Annotated in this window: 18 protein-coding genes; 9 read left to right on the forward strand and 9 right to left on the reverse strand. The window is 57.2% G+C overall.

Annotation, left to right across the window (positions count from 1 at the left end):
* Positions 1-34: 34 nt before the first annotated feature.
* Entirely contained in the window at positions 35-805 is a 771-nt protein-coding gene (locus tag HMPREF2935_RS08595) for an isoprenyl transferase (protein WP_070732805.1), read from the forward strand.
* A 33-nt stretch (positions 806-838) separates the two neighbouring features.
* Here the strand turns inward: HMPREF2935_RS08595 and coaA are convergent, their stop codons facing one another.
* Positions 839-1765 carry a type I pantothenate kinase gene (coaA, locus tag HMPREF2935_RS08600; RefSeq protein ID WP_070732991.1) on the reverse strand — a complete coding sequence of 309 codons (927 nt, stop codon included), beginning with the start codon at positions 1763-1765 and terminating at the stop codon, positions 839-841.
* Positions 1766-1913: 148 nt separating this feature from the next.
* Between coaA and glyA the strand changes: the two genes are divergently transcribed.
* From glyA to HMPREF2935_RS08615, 3 genes are read left to right on the forward strand one after another with little or no spacing between them, the layout of a single operon-like run.
* On the forward strand, positions 1914-3215 hold the full coding sequence (gene glyA, locus HMPREF2935_RS08605; RefSeq protein WP_070732807.1) for a serine hydroxymethyltransferase: 1302 nt from the start codon (positions 1914-1916) through the stop codon (positions 3213-3215).
* Positions 3216-3263: 48 nt separating this feature from the next.
* Positions 3264-5216 carry a chorismate-binding protein gene (locus HMPREF2935_RS08610; protein WP_070732809.1) on the forward strand — a complete coding sequence of 651 codons (1953 nt, stop codon included), beginning with the start codon at positions 3264-3266 and terminating at the stop codon, positions 5214-5216.
* Positions 5203-5886 (forward strand): aminotransferase class IV, encoded by a 684-nt coding sequence (locus HMPREF2935_RS08615; RefSeq protein ID WP_070732810.1) that lies wholly within the window; start codon positions 5203-5205, stop codon positions 5884-5886. Before HMPREF2935_RS08610 ends, HMPREF2935_RS08615 begins: the two co-directional genes overlap by 14 nt.
* Before the next feature lie 45 nt (positions 5887-5931).
* Here HMPREF2935_RS08615 and HMPREF2935_RS08620 read toward each other — a convergent pair whose 3' ends face one another.
* The gene (locus tag HMPREF2935_RS08620; protein ID WP_282439967.1) at positions 5932-6318 is read right to left on the reverse strand and encodes a DUF5997 family protein; all 387 of its coding nucleotides are present in this window, start codon (positions 6316-6318) and stop codon (positions 5932-5934) included.
* Positions 6319-6419: 101 nt separating this feature from the next.
* On the opposite strand from HMPREF2935_RS08620, the gene HMPREF2935_RS08625 reads away from it, so the two are divergent.
* From HMPREF2935_RS08625 to HMPREF2935_RS08640, 4 genes are all read left to right on the forward strand, one after another.
* Complete coding sequence (locus HMPREF2935_RS08625) at positions 6420-7214, forward strand: LysR family transcriptional regulator substrate-binding protein (RefSeq protein WP_070732814.1); 795 nt, start codon at positions 6420-6422, stop codon at positions 7212-7214.
* A 129-nt stretch (positions 7215-7343) separates the two neighbouring features.
* Entirely contained in the window at positions 7344-8006 is a 663-nt protein-coding gene (locus HMPREF2935_RS08630; RefSeq protein ID WP_070732817.1) for an LGFP repeat-containing protein, read from the forward strand.
* A gap of 215 nt (positions 8007-8221) precedes the next feature.
* Complete coding sequence (locus tag HMPREF2935_RS08635) at positions 8222-9580, forward strand: PhoH family protein (RefSeq protein WP_070732818.1); 1359 nt, start codon at positions 8222-8224, stop codon at positions 9578-9580.
* Positions 9581-9667: 87 nt separating this feature from the next.
* Positions 9668-10228 carry a GNAT family N-acetyltransferase gene (locus HMPREF2935_RS08640; RefSeq protein ID WP_210400739.1) on the forward strand — a complete coding sequence of 187 codons (561 nt, stop codon included), beginning with the start codon at positions 9668-9670 and terminating at the stop codon, positions 10226-10228.
* A 458-nt stretch (positions 10229-10686) separates the two neighbouring features.
* Here the strand turns inward: HMPREF2935_RS08640 and HMPREF2935_RS08645 are convergent, their stop codons facing one another.
* From HMPREF2935_RS08645 to glpX, 4 genes are all read right to left on the reverse strand, one after another.
* Positions 10687-12288, reverse strand: a complete 1602-nt coding sequence (locus HMPREF2935_RS08645) for an MDR family MFS transporter (protein WP_070732823.1) — start codon at positions 12286-12288, stop codon at positions 10687-10689.
* A complete protein-coding gene (locus HMPREF2935_RS08650) occupies positions 12282-12905 on the reverse strand; it encodes a TetR family transcriptional regulator (protein ID WP_061921879.1) in 624 nt (207 codons plus the stop codon). The genes HMPREF2935_RS08645 and HMPREF2935_RS08650 overlap by 7 nt, the downstream gene beginning before the upstream one ends.
* Before the next feature lie 207 nt (positions 12906-13112).
* Positions 13113-14513 (reverse strand): class II fumarate hydratase, encoded by a 1401-nt coding sequence (locus HMPREF2935_RS08655; protein WP_062041387.1) that lies wholly within the window; start codon positions 14511-14513, stop codon positions 13113-13115.
* 250 nt (positions 14514-14763) lie between these two features.
* Positions 14764-15777 (reverse strand): class II fructose-bisphosphatase, encoded by a 1014-nt coding sequence (glpX, locus tag HMPREF2935_RS08660; RefSeq protein ID WP_070433420.1) that lies wholly within the window; start codon positions 15775-15777, stop codon positions 14764-14766.
* 222 nt (positions 15778-15999) lie between these two features.
* On the opposite strand from glpX, the gene HMPREF2935_RS08665 reads away from it, so the two are divergent.
* A complete protein-coding gene (locus tag HMPREF2935_RS08665; RefSeq protein WP_062035511.1) occupies positions 16000-16635 on the forward strand; it encodes a DUF4245 domain-containing protein in 636 nt (211 codons plus the stop codon).
* Here HMPREF2935_RS08665 and HMPREF2935_RS08670 read toward each other — a convergent pair.
* The 3 genes from HMPREF2935_RS08670 to xseA form a co-directional block, all read right to left on the reverse strand.
* Positions 16632-16994, reverse strand: a complete 363-nt coding sequence (locus tag HMPREF2935_RS08670; RefSeq protein WP_061921631.1) for a hypothetical protein — start codon at positions 16992-16994, stop codon at positions 16632-16634. The genes HMPREF2935_RS08665 and HMPREF2935_RS08670 overlap by 4 nt on opposite strands.
* Positions 16994-17290, reverse strand: a complete 297-nt coding sequence (locus tag HMPREF2935_RS08675; protein WP_062035510.1) for an exodeoxyribonuclease VII small subunit — start codon at positions 17288-17290, stop codon at positions 16994-16996. Before HMPREF2935_RS08675 ends, HMPREF2935_RS08670 begins: the two co-directional genes overlap by 1 nt.
* Before the next feature lie 80 nt (positions 17291-17370).
* Complete coding sequence (gene xseA, locus HMPREF2935_RS08680) at positions 17371-18612, reverse strand: exodeoxyribonuclease VII large subunit (RefSeq protein WP_061921636.1); 1242 nt, start codon at positions 18610-18612, stop codon at positions 17371-17373.
* Between the last annotated feature and the right edge of the window lie 38 nt (positions 18613-18650).

Here is an 18650-nt window from a genome sequence, read left to right on the forward strand (position 1 = left end):
TCCCTCGTCTTGGATTGTGTTTTAAGGACTAACCGTGAACTTCCTCAGCCAGTTGCTTTATCCCCTGTATGAGGCTCGCCTCACGCGCGCTATCAAGGGAACCCCGCAGCCCCGGCACGTTGCCATCATGGCGGACGGAAACCGCCGCTGGGCGCGGGAGGCTGGATTCACTGATATCAGCCACGGTCACCGCCAAGGTGCGAAGAAGATCAGCGAGATGATCTCATGGTGCAAAGACACCGATATTGAGGTCGTCACCATTTATCTTTTGTCCACGGAGAACTTGAAGCGCAGCACCCAAGAGGTGCAGCTTCTCTTCGACATCATCTCGGACGTTGTCACCCATCTTTCCAAGGGCGACTTGGACTGTCAGATTCGCTTGGTGGGCCATCTGGATCTCCTACCGGCTAAGGTCACCGAGCGCATGCGCCTTGCAGCGCAGGCAACTGAGAGTAATAAGGGCGTCATCGTTAACATCGCCGTCGGCTATGGCGGGCGTCAGGAAATCGTCGACGCGGTGCAAAACCTTATCCGTGACGAGGCCGGGAAAGGCCATAGTGCGGAGGAAATCGCGGGTAATGTTACCGCCGAGGCCATCACGAGCCACCTGTATACCAAGGGCCTTCCGGACCCAGATCTTGTCATCCGTACCTCTGGTGAGCAGCGTCTTTCCGGCTTCTTGCTGTGGCAGGCGGCGTATTCCGAAATCTGGTTCACCGATACCTATTGGCCGGCTTTCCGCCGCGTGGATTTCCTGCGCGCGCTGCGGGATTACTCCCAGCGTTCGCGTCGCTTCGGCAAATAGGGCCTCATCTGCGCGCCTAGAAACCCCCGTTTACTAGAGCTTGCGCATGCGTACCTTTTCCACCAAGTGGTGGGAACCCTTGCGCAAAACCAGGGAAGCGCGCGGCTTGGTGGGCAAAATGTTTTCCACCAAGTTGGGCAGGTTGATGGACTGCCAAATCTCGCGAGCCTGCGCGCGGGCCTCCGTATCGTTCATCTCTGCATAGGCAGCAAAGTGCGCGCCCGGCTCACGGAAAGCGGTATGCCGCAGTTGCAGGAAGCGCTCGATGTACCAATGCTCAATGTCATCGACGCGCGCATCGACGTAGACCGAGAAGTCGAAAAGGTCAGAGACCATTAGGGTAGGCCCAGTCTGGAGGACGTTTAGGCCCTCTAGGATAAGGATGTCGGGCCTTTGCACCACCTGATGTTTGTCAGGCAGGATGTCGTAGGAAATATGCGAATAGACCGGCGCTTTGACTTCCGCTTTGCCTGATTTCACGTCGGTGACAAAACGCATGAGCTTGCGCCGGTCGTAGGATTCCGGAAAACCTTTGCGCTGCATCAATCCGCGCTCATGGAGCACCTTTGCCGGATACAAGAATCCGTCAGTGGTCACTAGATCTACTTTTGGGTGGGTCTCCCAGCGCTGCAGAAGCAGCTGTAGAACGCGGGCAGTGGTGGACTTACCTACCGCAACGGAGCCTGCGACACCGATGACGAAGGGCACGTGGTTTGCGCTGTTTCCCAGGAATTCCTCCGTAGCAGCCGTGAGCTCCTGGCGGGCTGCTACCTGCAGATGGATAAGACGCGATAATGGCAAGTAAACGTCAGCGACCTCGTCTAGGTCGATGCGATCACCGATACCACGAAGCGCCTCGACTTCTGCAGCGGTGAGAACCTGGGGCATCGACAAGCGCCTTTGGCGCCAGGTTTCACGGTCGAAGTCAAGGTATGGACTGGAATCGGTTGCGCGCGCCATGGCCACATTGTCGCACCTTATTTCTTCCTGGCGAAAACCTTGGGGGATGAAATGGTACTTTCGTCCCCCGCGTGGGGGCGTGGCAGTTAATATGTAGGGCAGGTTTGAAACGACCAGTTAAGCAACCGAGAAGGGAATCAACGCTTCCATGACTGCCAATAATTCCGCAGACGTGCGCTATCAGGAGATGCGCGAGCTGGATCCGGACGTATTCAACGCCATCAACGGCGAAATCGCCCGTCAGCGCGAGACTCTCGAGATGATCGCCTCTGAGAACTTTGTTCCGCGTGCCGTTCTGCAGGCACAGGGCTCCGTTCTGACCAACAAGTACGCAGAGGGCTACCCGGGTCGTCGTTACTACGGTGGTTGCGAGCACGTTGATGTCATCGAAGATCTGGCACGTGAGCGTGCCAAGAGCCTCTTCGGTGCTGACTTCGCCAACGTGCAGCCACACTCCGGCGCTCAGGCTAACGCTGCGGTACTGTCCAGCCTCGCCGAGCCGGGCGATAAAATTCTGGGCCTGTCCCTGGCACACGGCGGCCACCTCACCCACGGCATGAAGCTGAACTTCTCCGGCAAGCTTTACGACGTCGCAGCTTACGAGGTCGACCCAGAGACCATGCGTATCGACATGGATAAGCTGCGTGAGCAGGCTATCAAGGAGCAGCCGAAGGTCATCATCGCCGGTTGGTCCGCGTACCCACGTACTCTCGACTTCGCTGCTTTCCGCTCCATCGCGGATGAGGTCGGCGCAAAGCTGTGGGTCGATATGGCTCACTTTGCAGGTCTGGTTGCTGCTGGTCTGCATCCCTCTCCGGTACCGCACGCTGACGTCGTTTCCACCACGGTTCACAAGACCCTGGGCGGCCCACGCTCCGGCCTCATCCTGGCGAAGCAGGACTACGCTAAGAAGCTCAACTCCAGCGTCTTCCCAGGTCAGCAGGGCGGCCCTCTGATGCACGTCATCGCTGCAAAGGCAATCGCTTTGAAGATTGCAGCTTCGGAGGAGTTCAAGAACCGTCAGGAGCGCACCCTCGAGGGCGCACGCATCCTTGCTGAGCGCCTGACCGCATCCGATGCCAAGGCAGCCGGCGTTGACGTGCTGACCGGCGGCACCGATGTCCACCTGGTTCTGGCAGACCTGCGCAACTCTGAGCTCGATGGCCAGCAGGCTGAGGATCTGCTGCACGAGGTTGGCATCACCGTCAACCGCAACGCTGTGCCGAACGATCCACGCCCACCGATGGTCACCTCCGGCCTGCGTATCGGAACCCCTGCGCTGGCCACCCGTGGCCTCGATGCAGCAGCCTTTGAAGAGGTCGCTGACATCATCGGTACCGCACTCGCACAGGGCAAGAACACTGATGTTGAGTCCCTGCGCGGTCGCGTTTCCAAGATCGCTGAGCAGTACCCGCTCTACGACGGTCTTGAGGATTGGAAGATGGTTTAAGACAGCCAAGCGCTACCCCGCGCATCTGCTGCCTATAAAATTCCGGTTATGAACCTGCTGATCGTAGATAACCACGATTCTTTTACCTTCAACCTCGTGGACTACGTTCGGCGGGTAACCGGGTGTGAGCCCACGGTTGTCCCGAATGACATCCCGTGGGCTCGCATTGATCTGGCGCTTTACGACGCCGCTATCATCTCGCCGGGGCCTGGTAGCCCGGCCAATCCGGCCGACTTGGGAATTAGTGCCAATGTGCTGCGTGAATTCACCGGCCCAATCCTCGGCGTGTGCCTTGGCATGCAAGCTATGGTGCACCTTGCAGGTGGGGAAGTGGGCCTGGCTTCCGCCCCGGCACACGGTATTGTTACTGAAGTAGACCACGATGGCTCTGGGCTCTTCGAAGGCCTTGCCAGCCCACATCGCGTGGTGCGTTACCACTCGCTGGTGGCCCACCGTGTTCCCGAATGCTTCGATGTGACCGCCACCTGCGCCGACACTTTTGGCACGACGCTCACAATGGCCATCGCACACCGCACAAAACCCCAGTGGGGCGTGCAATTCCACCCGGAGTCACTGCTTACTGATTCTGGCCCGCAGCTCATCGAGAATTTCCTCGGCCTTGCCAGACGCTATTATGCACGCCAGTATTTCTGCGTACGCACTGTGGATAAAGAAGTCTCACTTGAAGATGCAGCTCGTGCGCTGACCGGAAATGCCTTTTGGCTCGACTTTGGCCGCTTTAGCATTCTTGGCGATGACTCTGGTCACAGGGCCCGACATCTCAGCTATAACTGTCAGCCGGGCAAAGACTTCTTCGAAGTGGCTAAACGCGAGTATGAACGCCACGTTCTCCCCGCGCGCGTTGGCGCTCCGATTCCTGGTTGCGACTTCGCCCTAGGGTGGGTGGGCTACCTCGGCTATGAAGTCGGCGTCGAAAAGCAGCGCTTCGCCCAGTCCCAAAGGCATAGGTCACCGGGGCCAGATGCAGAGTTTATTTTCTGCGACCGGGCGATAGTGGTGGACCATGAACAGCGCAGAACTCACCTCTTAAGCTTCGCCGACGACAGCAAGTGGCAGCTTAAGCTCGCCACGGATTCGGTACCGCAAGCTCCCTGGCAAAGCCCTGGCCGGCTGGTCCACGGCGAACAAGAATATCTAGAACGTATCGCTGCCGCTCAGGACTATATGGTGCGCGGCGAGTCCTATGAGGTGTGTCTGACCAATCGCATTGAGTTGGAACCTGTGCCAAATCCCTTGGAGACCTTCCTCCAACTGCGCGCGGCTAATCCGAGCAAGCGCACCGGCTTCCTGGGGTTTGCCGGCAACGCGCTGCTATCGACGTCGCCGGAGCAATTCTTAAGCATTGACGCATGGCGAAACGTTTCCTCGACGCCAATTAAAGGAACGAGCCCGCGCGATACGGACCCAGAAATAGATGCGGCGAATGCGCGTAGTCTCCGGGGAGAAAAGACCACATCGGAACTGCTCATGGTGGTGGACATGGTCCGCCACGACATAGCCCGCGCCTGCGACGATGTGCGGGTGCCCCATGGTTTTCAGGTGCACTCTTATTCCACGGTGCATCAACTCATGTGTGAGGTAACCGGGCGCCTGAAGCAGCAGTCTAGCCCCATAGATGCGATTGAGGCCGCGTTTCCCGGCGGTTCCATGACCGGTGCGCCGAAAGAACGCACGATGCAGATAATTGACGAGCTTGAGGACACCTGGCGCGGCGTCTACTCTGGCGCCTTTGGCTACCTTTCGCTGACCGGTACGGCGGATTTTTCCATGGTGATTCGCTCAGTGGTCAGCAACGAACGCGGCGCTTATTACGGTGTGGGCGGGGCAGTGCTGGCTGTAAGCGAGCCTTCCGCGGAGTGGGAAGAAACCATGGTCAAAGCGCGCCCGCTGTTTAATCAATTGGGCATGACTCCAAGCGATCTTCACGCGCGGAAGGAACCACATGCTGAAAGCTCGGAGTCCATAGATGAATCACGTTGATTGCCGCCTGGTGGATTCTTTTCTGGTCCGTGAAGGGCGCGCTATCCGCCCCGACCTCCACCGCACACGTTTCGGCGATGGCTATCCAGTACTCGGCGAAATCCCGCAGGAGGGGCAATGGTTTCCGCGAATTACAGAAAATGCTGTGGAATGGCGTCTAGCCCCAGCCCTGCGCACCCACTCGACGTTGTGGGTTCCAGAGACTGTGGATCCGCGGGAGCATCCATTGCTTAAAGGCCCGGATTTGCCTAAGCTCGCGGAGCTAAGACAAAAGGCCCGCGACCATGGTGCGGATGATGCGGTTTTGCATTCGGCCCGTGGGGTTGTCCATGAGGCCGCAAATGCGGCAATCGTGTTCAAAGATGAGAAGGGTCTCGTGATGGGCCCACATGGTTCAGTTCTGCTCTCGACCACCGTGCGCGCCACCGTCGAGGCGGGGCTTATTGATCAACCGCGCCGAGTGGAACTTTCAGTGGAGGAAGCTCTTCAGCTGCCAGCCTGGTGTGCCAGTGCACTGCATGGTTGGACGCCGGTAACGAAGTGGCTCATCGGCGGTGAAACGCTTGCCGGAGCAGAGCACCCAGCATTGGGCAAACAAAGTCAAAGCGCTGCGGAGCTCAACGAACAGTTGTGGCAGTCCGCCGTGCCACTGGCAGAAGACTATTCCTAGATTTTCTTAGCCCTTGGTTCTGCGTTGGCGCTAGGGCCTTAAGATTTAAGACTCGTTAGCAGGAGAGTCTTCAGAAGCAGGCTGCCCATTGCCGTCACGGTTTTCGGCATGTGCCTTGCGCGCAGCAGACAGCCACTCCGGCATTTCTGCCAAGAGTTCCTTGATCTCTGGAGTGGTCATCGGGCGGTCAAATTCGTTCTTTTTTAGAGAAGTAACGGAGATACCGAGCTTCTGTGCCACGATGGGGCGTGGGTGTGGGCCGTTCAGGCGCAGGTCGACCAACCACTGTGGTGGGTTGTCTTGCAGCTCGCGTAGCTCTGCATGGCTGACAGCGGAGTTCTGGAATTCCTCCGGGGTAGCGGGCAAGTAGATGCCGAGCTTCTTCGCTGCGGTTTGCGCACGCATCGCGGTGCCAGAAGGCTGTTTATTCATCTCATTCACTCTCCCTACGGTAGCAGCACGGCGGGGTAGGGGTCACTGCCCATAAAGTGCAGGAACTAGTACTGAGCAAGCAAGACAGTACTATTGGCTGCATGCTGCGACTAGTTTTTGCCACGGGCACCGAACCAGGAAAATGGTTTGAACGATACCGCTCCAACCCGGATTATGGGGAGCTAGTCACTTTAGACGCCGACGATGCTCTTGCAATTTTGCTAGGAGGCGAAGCCGATCTTGCCTTGACCCGAATCCCCGCAGAGGGCGCGGATCCGCGCATCGATGATTCCTTCCATCTAGTGCGTCTATATGAAGAAGCCCCGGGAATTGCCGTTCCCAAGGATTCTGTTTATGCAGAAGTAGGCGAAGAGATTGAGCCCTCCGACGTTTCTGAGGAGCATCTGAACTACCGCATTGGCGACGACGCCAAGGTCGACGTCGAAGCAGTGCGTACAGGTCTTCAGGTGGTGGGCGCCAACGTCGGTATTGTCATTGCCCCGCGCCCATTGCTGAAGGTGCTCAGCAAAAAGCAAGTAGTGCCTTTGGCGTTCAACGATCCGACAGTGGCGCGCACTGCCATTGCTTTGGTCTGGCGTAAGGACCGCGACGGCGAGGACATCCAAGCATTCGTCGGGGTAGCTAAAGGACGAACCAAAAACTCCTCCCGCGGTACTGCCGTGAAGCTTAGCTCCCGCGAGAAAACTAAGGCGAAGCAAGCGCGCCGGGAAGCCGCGGCCAAGGGCCAAGGTGGCCAAGGAAAAGGCCAGCAAAGTGCCCAGAAAACGACAAGTCCTAGGTCACGGTCCGGTAACAAGCGGGCTGATCAAGGCCGAAAAACCAAACCGTTACCCAAAAGTAAGAAATCCTCTCAGCGGGGAAAACGACGCAAATAAGGATATTTTCCGCCTAAATTGTTGAAAACTGGGTGGCTGCTGTGAGTGATCCGTGTATAGCGTTGATTGAGTTGCCGCAAGGCAGAAGCAGCAGAAGCAATTGACATTTTTAGAAAAGGATTACTAATCATGAACAAGATTTCCCGTCGTCTCGCCGCTGGCCTGACCGCAGCTTCCCTGTCCCTGGCAGTTGTTGCTTGCTCCGACGCTGAGGATGCAGCAAACAAGGCTGGCGATGCCGCAAAGGACGCAGCAAGCCAGGCAACCGACAAGGCCGGCGACGCAGCTAATGACGCCAAGGATAAGGCTGGCGAGGCTACCGACAAGGCTGGCGACGCTGCCAACGATGCCAAGGACAAGGCCGGCGATACTTCCGCTGATGCTTCCGACAAGATGAGCTCCGATGATTCCAAGGACGGCGCAGCTTCCGGTGAGATGAAGAAGATCAACACCCCGGCTGGCGAGGTTGAGGTTCCGGCCGCTCTGGCTTCCGCAATCGATGAGAAGTCCGCTGAGTGGGGCGACGTTCAGGATGTAGAAAACTCCGAGAATGGTTCCCTGGCTACCTTCGCTGAGGACAAGCTGATTGCCTTCAACGAGGAGTCCGGCGCACAACCAATCATCGGCAAGATCGCTGAGACCTGGAAGGGCGAGGGCGGCCTGGCAAACAAGGTTGGCCTGCCTACCGCTCCAGAGCAGGCTGAAGGTAACGGCTGGGTTCAGGAGTTCACCAACGGCACCATCAAGTGGATGAAGGGTGAGTCCGGTAAGTACGAGGCTACCGTTGAGTAAATCTCGCTAATTTAATAAAGCCGGCTAGGTTTCTACCTAGCCGGCTTTTGTGATCACTGGTGGTCCTCATGGTTGCAGTACCAATTCACGAGCTTTTGGCTGGTATGAACCTTGCGTTTTCGCAATGTTCATCTTTCACCCATGTAATTTCAACCTTTGGCGCTTAGCTTGGGAAGAGATCAAGCAACACGATCTAAAGGGAGAACCCCGCAATCATGTCCAATCCTTCTGTTCTGACCGAGCCTATGAGCCCCAGTGCAGTGGCCACCAAGACCTACGTTATTGATACCTCCGTCCTCCTTTCTGACCCATGGGCCCTGCGCAAGTTCGCAGAGCACGAGGTCATCCTTCCCATCGTCGTCATCTCCGAATTGGAAGGAAAACGTCATCACCCTGAGCTTGGCTGGTTCGCCCGCCAAGCTCTTCGCTTTTTGGAGGACCTGCGTGGTGCATACGACGGTCTAGACCAGGCAGTTCCGGTCAACGTTGAGGGCGGAACCTTACGCGTTGAGCTAAATCATCAGGATCAGTCTTTGCTGCCATCTTCCTTCCGGGGGTCCGAAGGTGACCACCGCATTCTCGCTTGCGCACTCAACCTGGCGCACGAGGGCAAAGACACCGTGCTTGTGACTAAGGATGTCCCACTGCGTGTCAAGGCTGGTGCAGTTGGCTTGCAAGCCGACGAGTACCACGCGCAGGACGTAGTTCTAACCGGTTATACCGGCATGGCTGTGGTTCATACTTCTGCTGAAGTCATCGATGCTCTCTACCGTGATGGGGAAGTCATGGTAGACGGCGTACTGACTGAAGATGGCACTGCTATCGAAGAGCTTCCAGTTCACTGCGGCATCAAGCTGGACGCGGCAGGGCAGTCCGCGCTTGGCCGCATGACGGCGGAGGGCACCATCCAGCTCGTACGCGGTGACGTCAACGCGTTTGGACTGCAGGGCCGCTCCGCGGAGCAGCGCGTGGCACTTGACCTTTTGTCAGATCCCTCCGTGGGCATCATGTCCCTGGGCGGCCGTGCCGGCACTGGTAAGTCTGCGCTGGCGCTGTGCGCGGGCCTTGAAGCGGTCCTGGAGCGCGGTGAGCACCGCCGCATCGTGGTTTTCCGCCCTATGTATGCAGTGGGTGGGCAGTCGCTGGGATACCTTCCAGGTAGCGAGTCCGAGAAGATGAATCCATGGGCCCAGGCCGTCTTCGATACCCTCGAAGGCCTTGTCTCTGAGAACGTCATGGAGGAAGTCCATGACCGCGGCCTCCTTGAGGTTCTGCCACTGACCCACATCCGTGGTCGGAGCTTGCATGATTCCTTCGTCATCGTCGATGAAGCGCAGTCGCTTGAGCGCAACGTCTTGCTCACCGTCCTGTCTCGGTTGGGCAAGGGCTCGCGCGTGGTGTTGACGCACGACGTCGCCCAGCGTGACAATCTGCGCGTGGGCCGCCATGACGGTGTGCAGGCTGTCATTGAAAAGCTCAAAGGGCATGAGCTATTTGCACACGTGACCCTCCAGCGCTCAGAGCGTTCCGCAATCGCCGAGCTTGTCACGGACTTACTCGAAAGCGAGGCTTAAGGTTAAACCGTCTTCCTCGATCGCGGCTAGCTAACTTCTTCCGGTTTATATAGCCGTACAGGTGGTTGTCTTGTAATAATGAATCACATGGCAGAAAACAAACCCGCGAAGAACTTTAAGATTCGGCCTTTTGTCACGGCCGACTATCCCCAGATGCGGACAATTTATGAAGAGGGCCTAAACACCGGTCACGCCACGTTTGAAACGCGTTCTTTGACGCTGGAGCAGTTTACCCGTGCAAAGATCATGTCCTCGGTCTTCGTTGCGGTTGAGGAAGACGATGATTCCAAGGTATTGGGCTGGGTTTCTGCAGCGCAGATTTCCTCCCGCTCAGTCTTCCATGGTGTGGTGGAAGATTCCATCTACATCAGCGCGGAGGCTCAAGGCCGTGGCATCGCCGGTGCCCTGCTCGATAAGCTCATCGAAACCTGCAAGGACCTCCACAAGTGGGCAATCCACGCGTGGATCTTCCCAGAAAACCAGGGTTCCGCAGGCCTGCATAAGTCTCGCGGCTTCGTCAAGGTCGCTACCTACTCCCACATAGCGAAGATGACCTACGGCGAGATGGCTGGTCAGTGGCGCGACACCGACGTCTACGAGCTACTGCTTCCGAAGCCCGATGAGCGGGCGCGAGGCAACAAGAGCTAGGACTTTTAGCTAGGCAATAGAGCTAGAAAAACTCGGCGGCGGGGAATGTACCGCGCATTATTGTCCTCATGACCTCGTCAATGTCGCGGCGTTGAGGTTGGCGCAATTGCTGAAGATATAAGAGAACTCCCGGTCTGAAATCGCTTCCTATTTCAGACCGGGAATTTTCTATGCTGACAATTGCCGCCGGTATCATTGATGATGGAACCCTGAGAGATAGAGCAAAAGGCGGATAAAAGCTGGAATTTCAATTCCTTCTTTCTCAGCGAGTGCGACCAGATAGTCGCGAGTGCGCCACACGTCGACCGAGTTAACATTTAGAGCCAAGACTTCCTTGAGCAAGCCCGAGGGGATAGACAAGGTTGTTCTCTATGGTGGCGTCGTCTAGCGCAATGCGGGACTGGAGCTCACAGCGCTCCTCGCTAGTAGCCTTCGATTCTTTGTCTGGTGAGTGATATTTAAGAGATCTCTTCCTTAAGGTGCTCTTCCGTGACGGGAAGAACCAAAAGAAGGGCAACGATGGCCATAGGAACCATCAGCAGGATGACTGGGGTGAGGCCATCGTTGTAGGCGTTGAGGATGACGGACTGAATTGCATCCGGAAGGTGCGCAACCATGTTCGGGGTCAGGCGGGAAGAACCGCCCGTTGCGGAAGCGAACTGCTCAGCGTACTGCGCGCCCTCAGGGCCCATGGCCTTGATTGCAGCTGGCATGTTGGCTGCCATCTCATCCTTCATGTTGTGGATGAACAGGGATCCAACGAGGGAAGCACCAACTGCGGAACCAATCTGGCGGAAGAAGTTGTTGGCAGCCGTTGCGGTACCGACCAGCGCGATAGGGAAGGAGTTTTGCACGATGAGAACCAGAACCTGCTGCACAAAACCCAGGCCCACGCCGAAGACGAAGAACTCAGCACCGAGCTGAACCAGGGTCGTATCCATGGTCAGCTTGGACATCCAGAACAAAGCACCAGCGGTGATGATAAGGCCGATGATTGGGTAAATCTTGTAGTGGCCCGTGCGGGCGATGATGAAGCCAACGGCAGTCGAGGTGCCGATGAGGCCTACCATCATCGGAATCATCATGAGGCCCGCCTTGGTTGGGGTCAACGTATGAACCATCTGCAGGTAGGTTGGCATGTATCCAAGCACACCGAACATTGCCAGACCGAGGACAGTACCGGCTGCGGTGGTCAGAACCATGTTGCGGTTCTTAAAAAGGTGAACCGGAATCAGCGGCTCCTTGGCCTTTGCCTCGACGAGCACGGTGATAATAGCGCCGACGACAACGGTGATGCCCAAGCCAATGATGATTGGGTCAGACCACTCGTACTGCGTGCCGCCCCAAGTAGTCATGAGGATGAGGGAAGCGGTGGTGATAGCGATGAAAGTAGCGCCAAGAGCGTCGAACTTACGCAGGTCAGTATCGCCAACGCGCAGGTGCAGCACGATGGTGCACACGGTAATGGCGAGCAGACCAAGTGGAATATTAATCCACAGACCCCAGCGCCAGCCCGGGCCGTCGGTGAACCAGCCGCCGAGGACTGGGCCCAGAACGGAAGAAAGGCCAAAGACGCCGCCCATGATGCCCATGAACTTGCCGCGCTCACGAGCAGTGGTGACCTCCGCGATGATGGACTGGGAGGAAATCATCATGAAGCCAGCGCCGAAACCCTGAACAGCGCGGCCCAAAATGAGCCAGTTCATGTCATTTGCAAAGCCACCGATGGCAGAGCCGACGACGAAGACTGCGATGCCGCCGATGTAGAGCCACTTGCGGCCCATCATGTCGCCCAGCTTGCCAGAGATTGGCATAGCGATGGTCATGGTGACCAAGAAAGCGGAGATAACCCAGCTCATGTGGTCGACGCCGCCAAGCTCGCCCACAATAGTGGGCAGGGCCGTAGAGAAAATCATTTGGCCCAAGGAGCTCATCAACATGGTGAGAACGAGAGCGGAGAAAACGAGAGCTACGTTGTTTTCTTTCTTTTCGTTTCCGCCAGCTTGCGCTGGCTGCGCCTCGCCGACGTTGTTCGTCGGCGACTTGGCGGTATCTACCATTTTAGTCCTTTCGTGAAAGTGATAACGAGTGCGAGTGCATCATTGAACTTTTGCTCAAATGGTTGTTCGCAGCTGATTTCGGGGGAAGCGGTGGCAATCCAAAGCGCTTCTCTAACGGTGGCTCCGATGAGTAATGCTTCTGTCTCTGGCGCAACTTCTGGCATGAGCTGGAGCTGCGGTTCTTGCTTGAGGCGAAGCGTAATGAGTTCTGCAATCTCGGTTGACTTTGCGCGTTTGCGGCTAAACGACGCCGCGGCAGCATCTGGGTCGCTTGCTATGCGGCGCCGCCTTGCTGCAATTGTTTTGTCGGCGTGGTGCCCGTCCAAATGGGAAATGACGAGTTCCACGGTCAAACGCAGGAGGTTTTCAGTTGGAGTGTCAAGGAAATATGCTCGTTGGTCTTGGGAAAATAGTGCGCTAGGGGCGCCTAAGACTGCGGAGTCTTTGGAATCGAAGTAGTTAAAGAATGTGCGCCTTGAAATCCCGGCTTTTTCGCAGATCTCCTCAATGGTGACTGCGGCGAAGCCTCGCTTGTCCACTAGGGAAGTGGCGGCGTCTTCGATACGCAGTCGCGTCTTGAGTCGCTTCTGCTCGCGTAGTGACATTTCTTCTTGCACGCTGTGCAACATTACACCCGGTGCAAGTTTGCACCAAGTGCAAACTTCGTGATTTTTGAGTCCCTGAGGTACCTTCAGTGCGCTTGGTCACAAATGCTTTTGGGGTAGCGAAAAGCCTCCCGCTGTCATGCACTCGGGTGGGTGCCCGAGCGGCAAGGCAGTGGGAGGCTAAAAAGTACTGCTTGAAAGTACCGCTAGGTGGAAAGCTTAGAAGCTGTCACGCTCGCGGTTGGTCATGGACAAGACGTTGAGGCGCTCATCCAGCTCTTCCTCGGTGAGGTTCTCGCCGTCGACGAAGCCCAGGTCAATGACGGCCTCGCGGACGGTGATCTTCTCGTGCAGTGCGTGCTTAGCAGCCTTCGCTGCATTCTCGTAGCCGATCTTGGAGTTCAGCGGGGTAACGATGGAGGTAGAGGACTCAGCGAACTTCTTCATACGCTCCTCGTTAGCCTCGATGCCGTCGACGCACTTCTCAGCGAAGACGCGGGAGACGTTAGCCAGCAGGCGAGCGGACTCAAGGACGTTGCGCGCCATGACCGGGATGAACACGTTCAGCTCGAAGTGGCCGTTGGCGCCGCCGAATGCAACGGCAGCGTCGTTTCCGATGACCTGTGCGGAAACCATGGTGGCTGCCTCGCACAGAACCGGGTTAACCTTGCCCGGCATGATGGAGGAACCCGGCTGCAGATCCTTCAGGTGGATTTCTGCCAGGCCGGTCAGTGGACCGGAGCCCATCATGCGGATATCGTTAGCAATCTTGTTCAGGGATACCGCAACGGTGCGCATTGCGCCGGAGAACTCAACGAGTCCGTCGCGCGCCGCCTGAGCTTCGAAGTGGTTTTCTGCTTCCTTGAGCTGATCAACGCCGGTGAGCTTCTTGAGCTCTTCGGTGACCTTTGCGCCGAAGTCAGCGGAGGTGTTCAGGCCGGTGCCGGTTGCGGTGCCGCCGATAGCCAGCTCGCCCAGGCGTGGCAGGGTGGCCTCGATGCGCTCGATACCGAGCTCGATCTGGCGTGCGTAGCCACCGAACTCCTGGCCTAGGGTGATCGGGGTTGCGTCCATCAGGTGGGTGCGGCCGGACTTAACGACGTCCGCGAATTCCTTGGCCTTGGCGCTCAGGGACTCGTGCAGCACCTTCAGGCCTGGGATGAGGTCGTTGACAGCTGCCTCGGTGGCCGCAACGTGGGTTGCGGTAGGGAAGGTGTCGTTGGAGGACTGGCCCATGTTCACGTGGTCATTGGGGTGAATCTCTACGCCGTTGTTGTGGGCGATCGAGGCGATGACCTCGTTGGTGTTCATGTTGGAGGAGGTGCCAGAGCCGGTCTGGAAGACGTCGATTGGGAAAGCATCGTCGTGTTTGCCTTCAGCGATTTCCTTCGCTGCAGCGATGATTGCGTCAGCCTTGTCCGCATCGAGCGTGCCGGAATCCTTGTTGACCTGTGCGCAAGCTGCCTTCAGCAGGCCCAAAGCGCGAATCTGAGTGGCCTCAAGCCCGCGGCCGGAAATCGGGAAGTTTTCTACAGCACGCTGGGTCTGTGCGCGCCACAGAGCATCAACAGGAACCTTCACTTCACCCATGGTGTCGTGTTCAATGCGGTACTCAGTCATGAAATCCACCTCAAAATTATGTGTTGAATAAAGATGTTCATTTAGCGATTGTGTCGGGAGGGAGTCGGACTAACGTGTCTCTTCCGGCAGTAAACGCAATAATAAGATTTGTATCAACCGGCACCATAATGGTGCTGGAAGTCACGCCTCACTAAAACCAGTATGGACTAAATGGCGTGCGAATGTGCAAGGTGCACGTCCATGCTGAAAAGGGCGTGCACCAAATGCAAAAGCGGGGCTTTAAAAACCTTTAGGCATCCGCTGCGTTGGAGTAATCAATAACGGAGTACTCCTGCAGCTTGGCCAGCTTGTGTACGGAATCGATGTAGCGGATGGTGCCGGACTTGGAGCGCATAACCAGGGAACGGGTAGTGGCGCCGTTTGCACGGTAGGAAACACCGCGCAGCATGTCACCGTTGGTAACGCCGGTAGCAGCGAAGTAGCAGTTATCGGAGGAAACCAGATCGTCAGTGCTCAGAACGCGGTCCAAGTCGTGGCCAGCCTGACGAGCCTTTTCGGCTTCTTCCTCATCCTTCGGCCATAGCTTGCCTTGGATTTCGCCGCCCATGCACTTCATAGCGCAAGCGGTGATGATGCCCTCAGGGGTGCCGCCGACGCCCATCATCATGTCGATGGAGTTGGAATCTTGGCAAGTAGCGATTGCGCCTGCGACGTCGCCGTCCATGATGAGGCGAACCTTTGCGCCGGCAGCGCGGATCTGATCGATAAGGTCCTGGTGGCGCGGGCGGTCCAGTACAACGACGGTGAGGTCGGCAGCCTTGATGCCGAGCTTCTTAGCGACGGAGTTGATGTTCCACTCAACGGACTGGTTGATGTCGATTGCGCCGACGCCAGCTGGGCCGACAGCAATCTTGTTCATGTAGAAGACGGCGGACGGGTCATACATGGTGCCACGCTCTGCGGCAGCGATGACGGAAATAGCGTTCGGACGGCCCTCTGCCATCAGGCGGGTTCCGTCGACCGGGTCAACTGCGATGTCCATTGCAGCGCCCTCGCCGGTGCCCACTTCTTCGCCGTTGAACAGCATCGGGGCTTCGTCCTTTTCGCCCTCGCCGATGACCACAACGCCGTTCATTGCGACGGAGTTGATGAGCTTGCGCATTGCATCCACAGCTGCGCCATCGCCCTCATTCTTCTTGCCACGGCCTACCCAGCGGCCGGAGGCCAAAGCTGCGGCCTCAGTGACGCGAACCAGCTCCATAGCGAGGTTGCGATCTGGCATGTAAGAAGTGTTTTCGGACATGTGTTTAGGCTGCCTTCCATTCTCTTTCTGTCTCGCCGCTGGAACCTTCCAGGGCACTGTTTCCTATTCTTGCACTTTTGAATGGATTTTTAGGCAGGTTGGTGCCCCCGATTGAGGGCTTTGCCCGATCCCGGGGGCAGTGAAGTAGAAAATTCGCAGCACAAGAATTTGAGTTCGCCCCGGCTTTTCGTTGTGCGCTTGGGTACGTGGAATACTGGTCGCGTGGCAGCAGAAGAGAAACCCAAGATTTTTGAGGGCGCCCGGGACATTATTTTGTCTCTCGGCGTGACCGTCATCGCCATGCTCCTTGTTGTAGGAGCTACCGGCTTGTGTAGCGTGAACCCGGAGACAAAGAAGGGGCCTGTCCAGGATGTCGATGCCACGACGTTCCTAGAGATGGAAGCACGCGCTACGGAGGCAGTAATCCGTAACCCACAGATGCCCGAAGGCTGGGCGCCTACTGCCGCGCGTCGCTCCGCTGTGGCGGGGGAGAACGCCTCCGTGGTGAGCTGGCTGACTGCTGATGAAGGCTATGTGGAGTCTACGCAGACCCAAGTCTCTATTGAAGAGGCGGAGAAAGGCTATGACTCCAACTACCGTGCCAACGAATCCGAGCGTGAGGTTGCTGGCAAGAAGGTCAAGATCCTAGAAAGCGACGACGCTAATGTTCGTCCACTATGGATCACAGATTTAGGCGACTCCCGCCTGGTATTGTCCGGCTCCGCCTCTGAAGCGGATTACGAGACCACCATCGAGGCATTCGCCAAGGCACCGGTTCTGCACGTGAATGAGGACGGGGCAGCCGAAGCTGGTGCGCAGGAGGACGGTGCTTCAGCACCGACCTCGCAGCAGCCTTAGCTGAAGGTGGCTGAGTAAAGGCCGTCTGCAAACTCGACCTGGACACCCTCGCCCGCGGTTTCTACCGTTTGGGCGAGGGTTTCTTCGTCTAGGCCGCTCAGGCGCTGCTTAGCAACGTAGACGTCGACTCGTTCGCGCTTGGAGTTCTGCGGGTAGATTTTTACCTCGCGGAGACGGCCTTCTTTAAAGCACAGCACGATGGAGCCAGAGTAATAGGAGATTTCATCCGTGCTTGCCGTATGTGGCGTGCCGAAAAACTCCTCTGCAAGATGGCGTGGATCTCCAAAGAGCAGGGAACCGGCAGAACCGGACTTTGATACGAAGTCCACGCGCTCACCTGGGTAGCCGTAAATCTGCATTAGTACTCTCCTTCGTTGGATGATGCGCTTTCTGCGTCTGTGGCATCTTCAGAGTTATCGGCACTATCTAGTGCCTTTTCGACACGACGCGCAGCGCCGTCAAGGTGGGCCTCACAGGCCTTTGCCAGCGCTTCACCGCGCTCCCAGTACTTCAGAGACTCGTCGAGGCCCATCTGGCCGAGCTCAAGAATTTTGACGGTTTCAATGAGCTCATCGCGAGCCTGCTCGTAGGTAAGTTCCTCTACTGGCGGGAATGCGTCCTGGCCGGGAGTACCGGTACCGATTGTCTCGTTCATGTCTGCTCCTTTAGTTAAGTCTTTGGCTTCGGGTCTATATCTTCTTAAGCGCTTTAGCACTGAATGATTACTGAAGTTTGTTAGTCAGCCGGTTTGGCAGCCATTGCCGCTGCGGTAATCGAGCCATCACCGACGCGGATACGCAACTGCGAGCCGGGTGGTGATTGCTCGTAGGAAGTCACAACCTCTGGGCCCGAGCCATCACGCGGCACGACTTGGACGATGGCATAGCCGCGTTCCAAGGTGGCCGACGGGCCGAGAGCCGAGACCTGTGCGCGCAGGGCAGTGACCTTGTTCCTTTCCCGCTCGAGCAAGTAGGTGACCTCGCGCTTCATCAACGCGCGGGAGCGCTCAAGCTCATCACGGCGTGCGTTGATCGGCGTCATTGGATCCGCAAGCACGGGGCGTGAACGAATATTTTCCAGCCCGCGCCTTTCCCTTTCGACCCAACCACGCAGTGCAGCTGCCATGCGGGAACGCGCTTCATCCACCAATGCGTATTCCTCAGCAACTGATGGCACTACTCGTTTTGCGGCGTCAGTAGGAGTGGCGGCGCGGAGGTCTGCAATATTGTCGAGCACTGGATTGTCTGGCTCATGGCCAATAGCAGAGACCACCGGAGTGCGTGCGCTGGCAACTGCGCGCTGTAGAGCCTCTTCGGAGAAAGGAAGAAGGTCTTCGACAGAACCGCCGCCACGGGCGATGATGATGACGTCTACTTCTGGATCCTCGTCGAGGGTTTCCAACGCGTTGATAACCTCTGGAACGGTGTTCGCTCCCTGCACCGCGGTATTAATGACGCGGAATTGCACTGCCGGCCAACGGTCCTTTGCCACGGCTAGCACGTCACGTTCAGCAGCGGAGCCGCGGCCGGTGATAAGCCCTACCTTGTTAGGTAGGTAGGGCAGCGCCAACTTGCGCGAAGGATCGAAGAGCCCTTCAGCAGCAAGCTGTTGGCGCAGCATCTCAATGCGTGCTAGCAAATCACCGACGCCGACGTGGCGAATCTCAGTGGTCCACAATGAAAAGGAGCCGCGGCCGGCATAAAAGGCGGGCTTGCCGTAGACCACCACGCGGTCACCGTCTTTTAAAGGCGTGGGCATTTTCAAGACCATGTCAGTAGGGCACGTTAGCTGCACGGACTTTTCCTGCTCGACGTCGCGCAAAGTGAGGTAGGAAAGTTTCCAAGAGCGCTTGACGTTGATCTGGGTTAATTGGCCTTCGACCCACAAGAACCCGAGACGCTCGATCCAGCCCTTGACCTGGTCATTGACCTGGCTTACGGGCCAGGGCGTCTCCGCAGAGTTTGCTGGTTGATTCACAAAGCAGCCTTTCTATGCAGCAGTGGATTGCCACTTAG

The organism is Corynebacterium sp. HMSC076D02 (assembly GCF_001813815.1).
Lineage (GTDB): Bacteria > Actinomycetota > Actinomycetes > Mycobacteriales > Mycobacteriaceae > Corynebacterium > Corynebacterium simulans.

Excerpts from the sequence above, each read along its gene's own strand:
- glpX (WP_070433420.1), bottom strand. The coding sequence starts at position 15,777 with ATGTCCGAAAACACTTCTTACATGCCAGATCGCAACCTCGCTATGGAG.
- HMPREF2935_RS08670 (WP_061921631.1), bottom strand. The coding sequence starts at position 16,994 with ATGCAGATTTACGGCTACCCAGGTGAGCGCGTGGACTTCGTATCAAAG.
- HMPREF2935_RS08655 (WP_062041387.1), bottom strand. The coding sequence starts at position 14,513 with ATGACTGAGTACCGCATTGAACACGACACCATGGGTGAAGTGAAGGTT.
- HMPREF2935_RS08625 (WP_070732814.1), top strand. The coding sequence starts at position 6,420 with ATGCTGCGACTAGTTTTTGCCACGGGCACCGAACCAGGAAAATGGTTT.
- HMPREF2935_RS08615 (WP_070732810.1), top strand. The coding sequence starts at position 5,203 with ATGAATCACGTTGATTGCCGCCTGGTGGATTCTTTTCTGGTCCGTGAA.
- HMPREF2935_RS08675 (WP_062035510.1), bottom strand. The coding sequence starts at position 17,290 with ATGAACGAGACAATCGGTACCGGTACTCCCGGCCAGGACGCATTCCCG.
- HMPREF2935_RS08630 (WP_070732817.1), top strand. The coding sequence starts at position 7,344 with ATGAACAAGATTTCCCGTCGTCTCGCCGCTGGCCTGACCGCAGCTTCC.
- glyA (WP_070732807.1), top strand. The coding sequence starts at position 1,914 with ATGACTGCCAATAATTCCGCAGACGTGCGCTATCAGGAGATGCGCGAG.
- HMPREF2935_RS08620 (WP_282439967.1), bottom strand. The coding sequence starts at position 6,318 with ATGAATAAACAGCCTTCTGGCACCGCGATGCGTGCGCAAACCGCAGCG.
- HMPREF2935_RS08640 (WP_210400739.1), top strand. The coding sequence starts at position 9,668 with ATGGCAGAAAACAAACCCGCGAAGAACTTTAAGATTCGGCCTTTTGTC.
- HMPREF2935_RS08610 (WP_070732809.1), top strand. The coding sequence starts at position 3,264 with ATGAACCTGCTGATCGTAGATAACCACGATTCTTTTACCTTCAACCTC.
- HMPREF2935_RS08645 (WP_070732823.1), bottom strand. The coding sequence starts at position 12,288 with ATGGTAGATACCGCCAAGTCGCCGACGAACAACGTCGGCGAGGCGCAG.
- coaA (WP_070732991.1), bottom strand. The coding sequence starts at position 1,765 with ATGGCGCGCGCAACCGATTCCAGTCCATACCTTGACTTCGACCGTGAA.
- HMPREF2935_RS08635 (WP_070732818.1), top strand. The coding sequence starts at position 8,222 with ATGTCCAATCCTTCTGTTCTGACCGAGCCTATGAGCCCCAGTGCAGTG.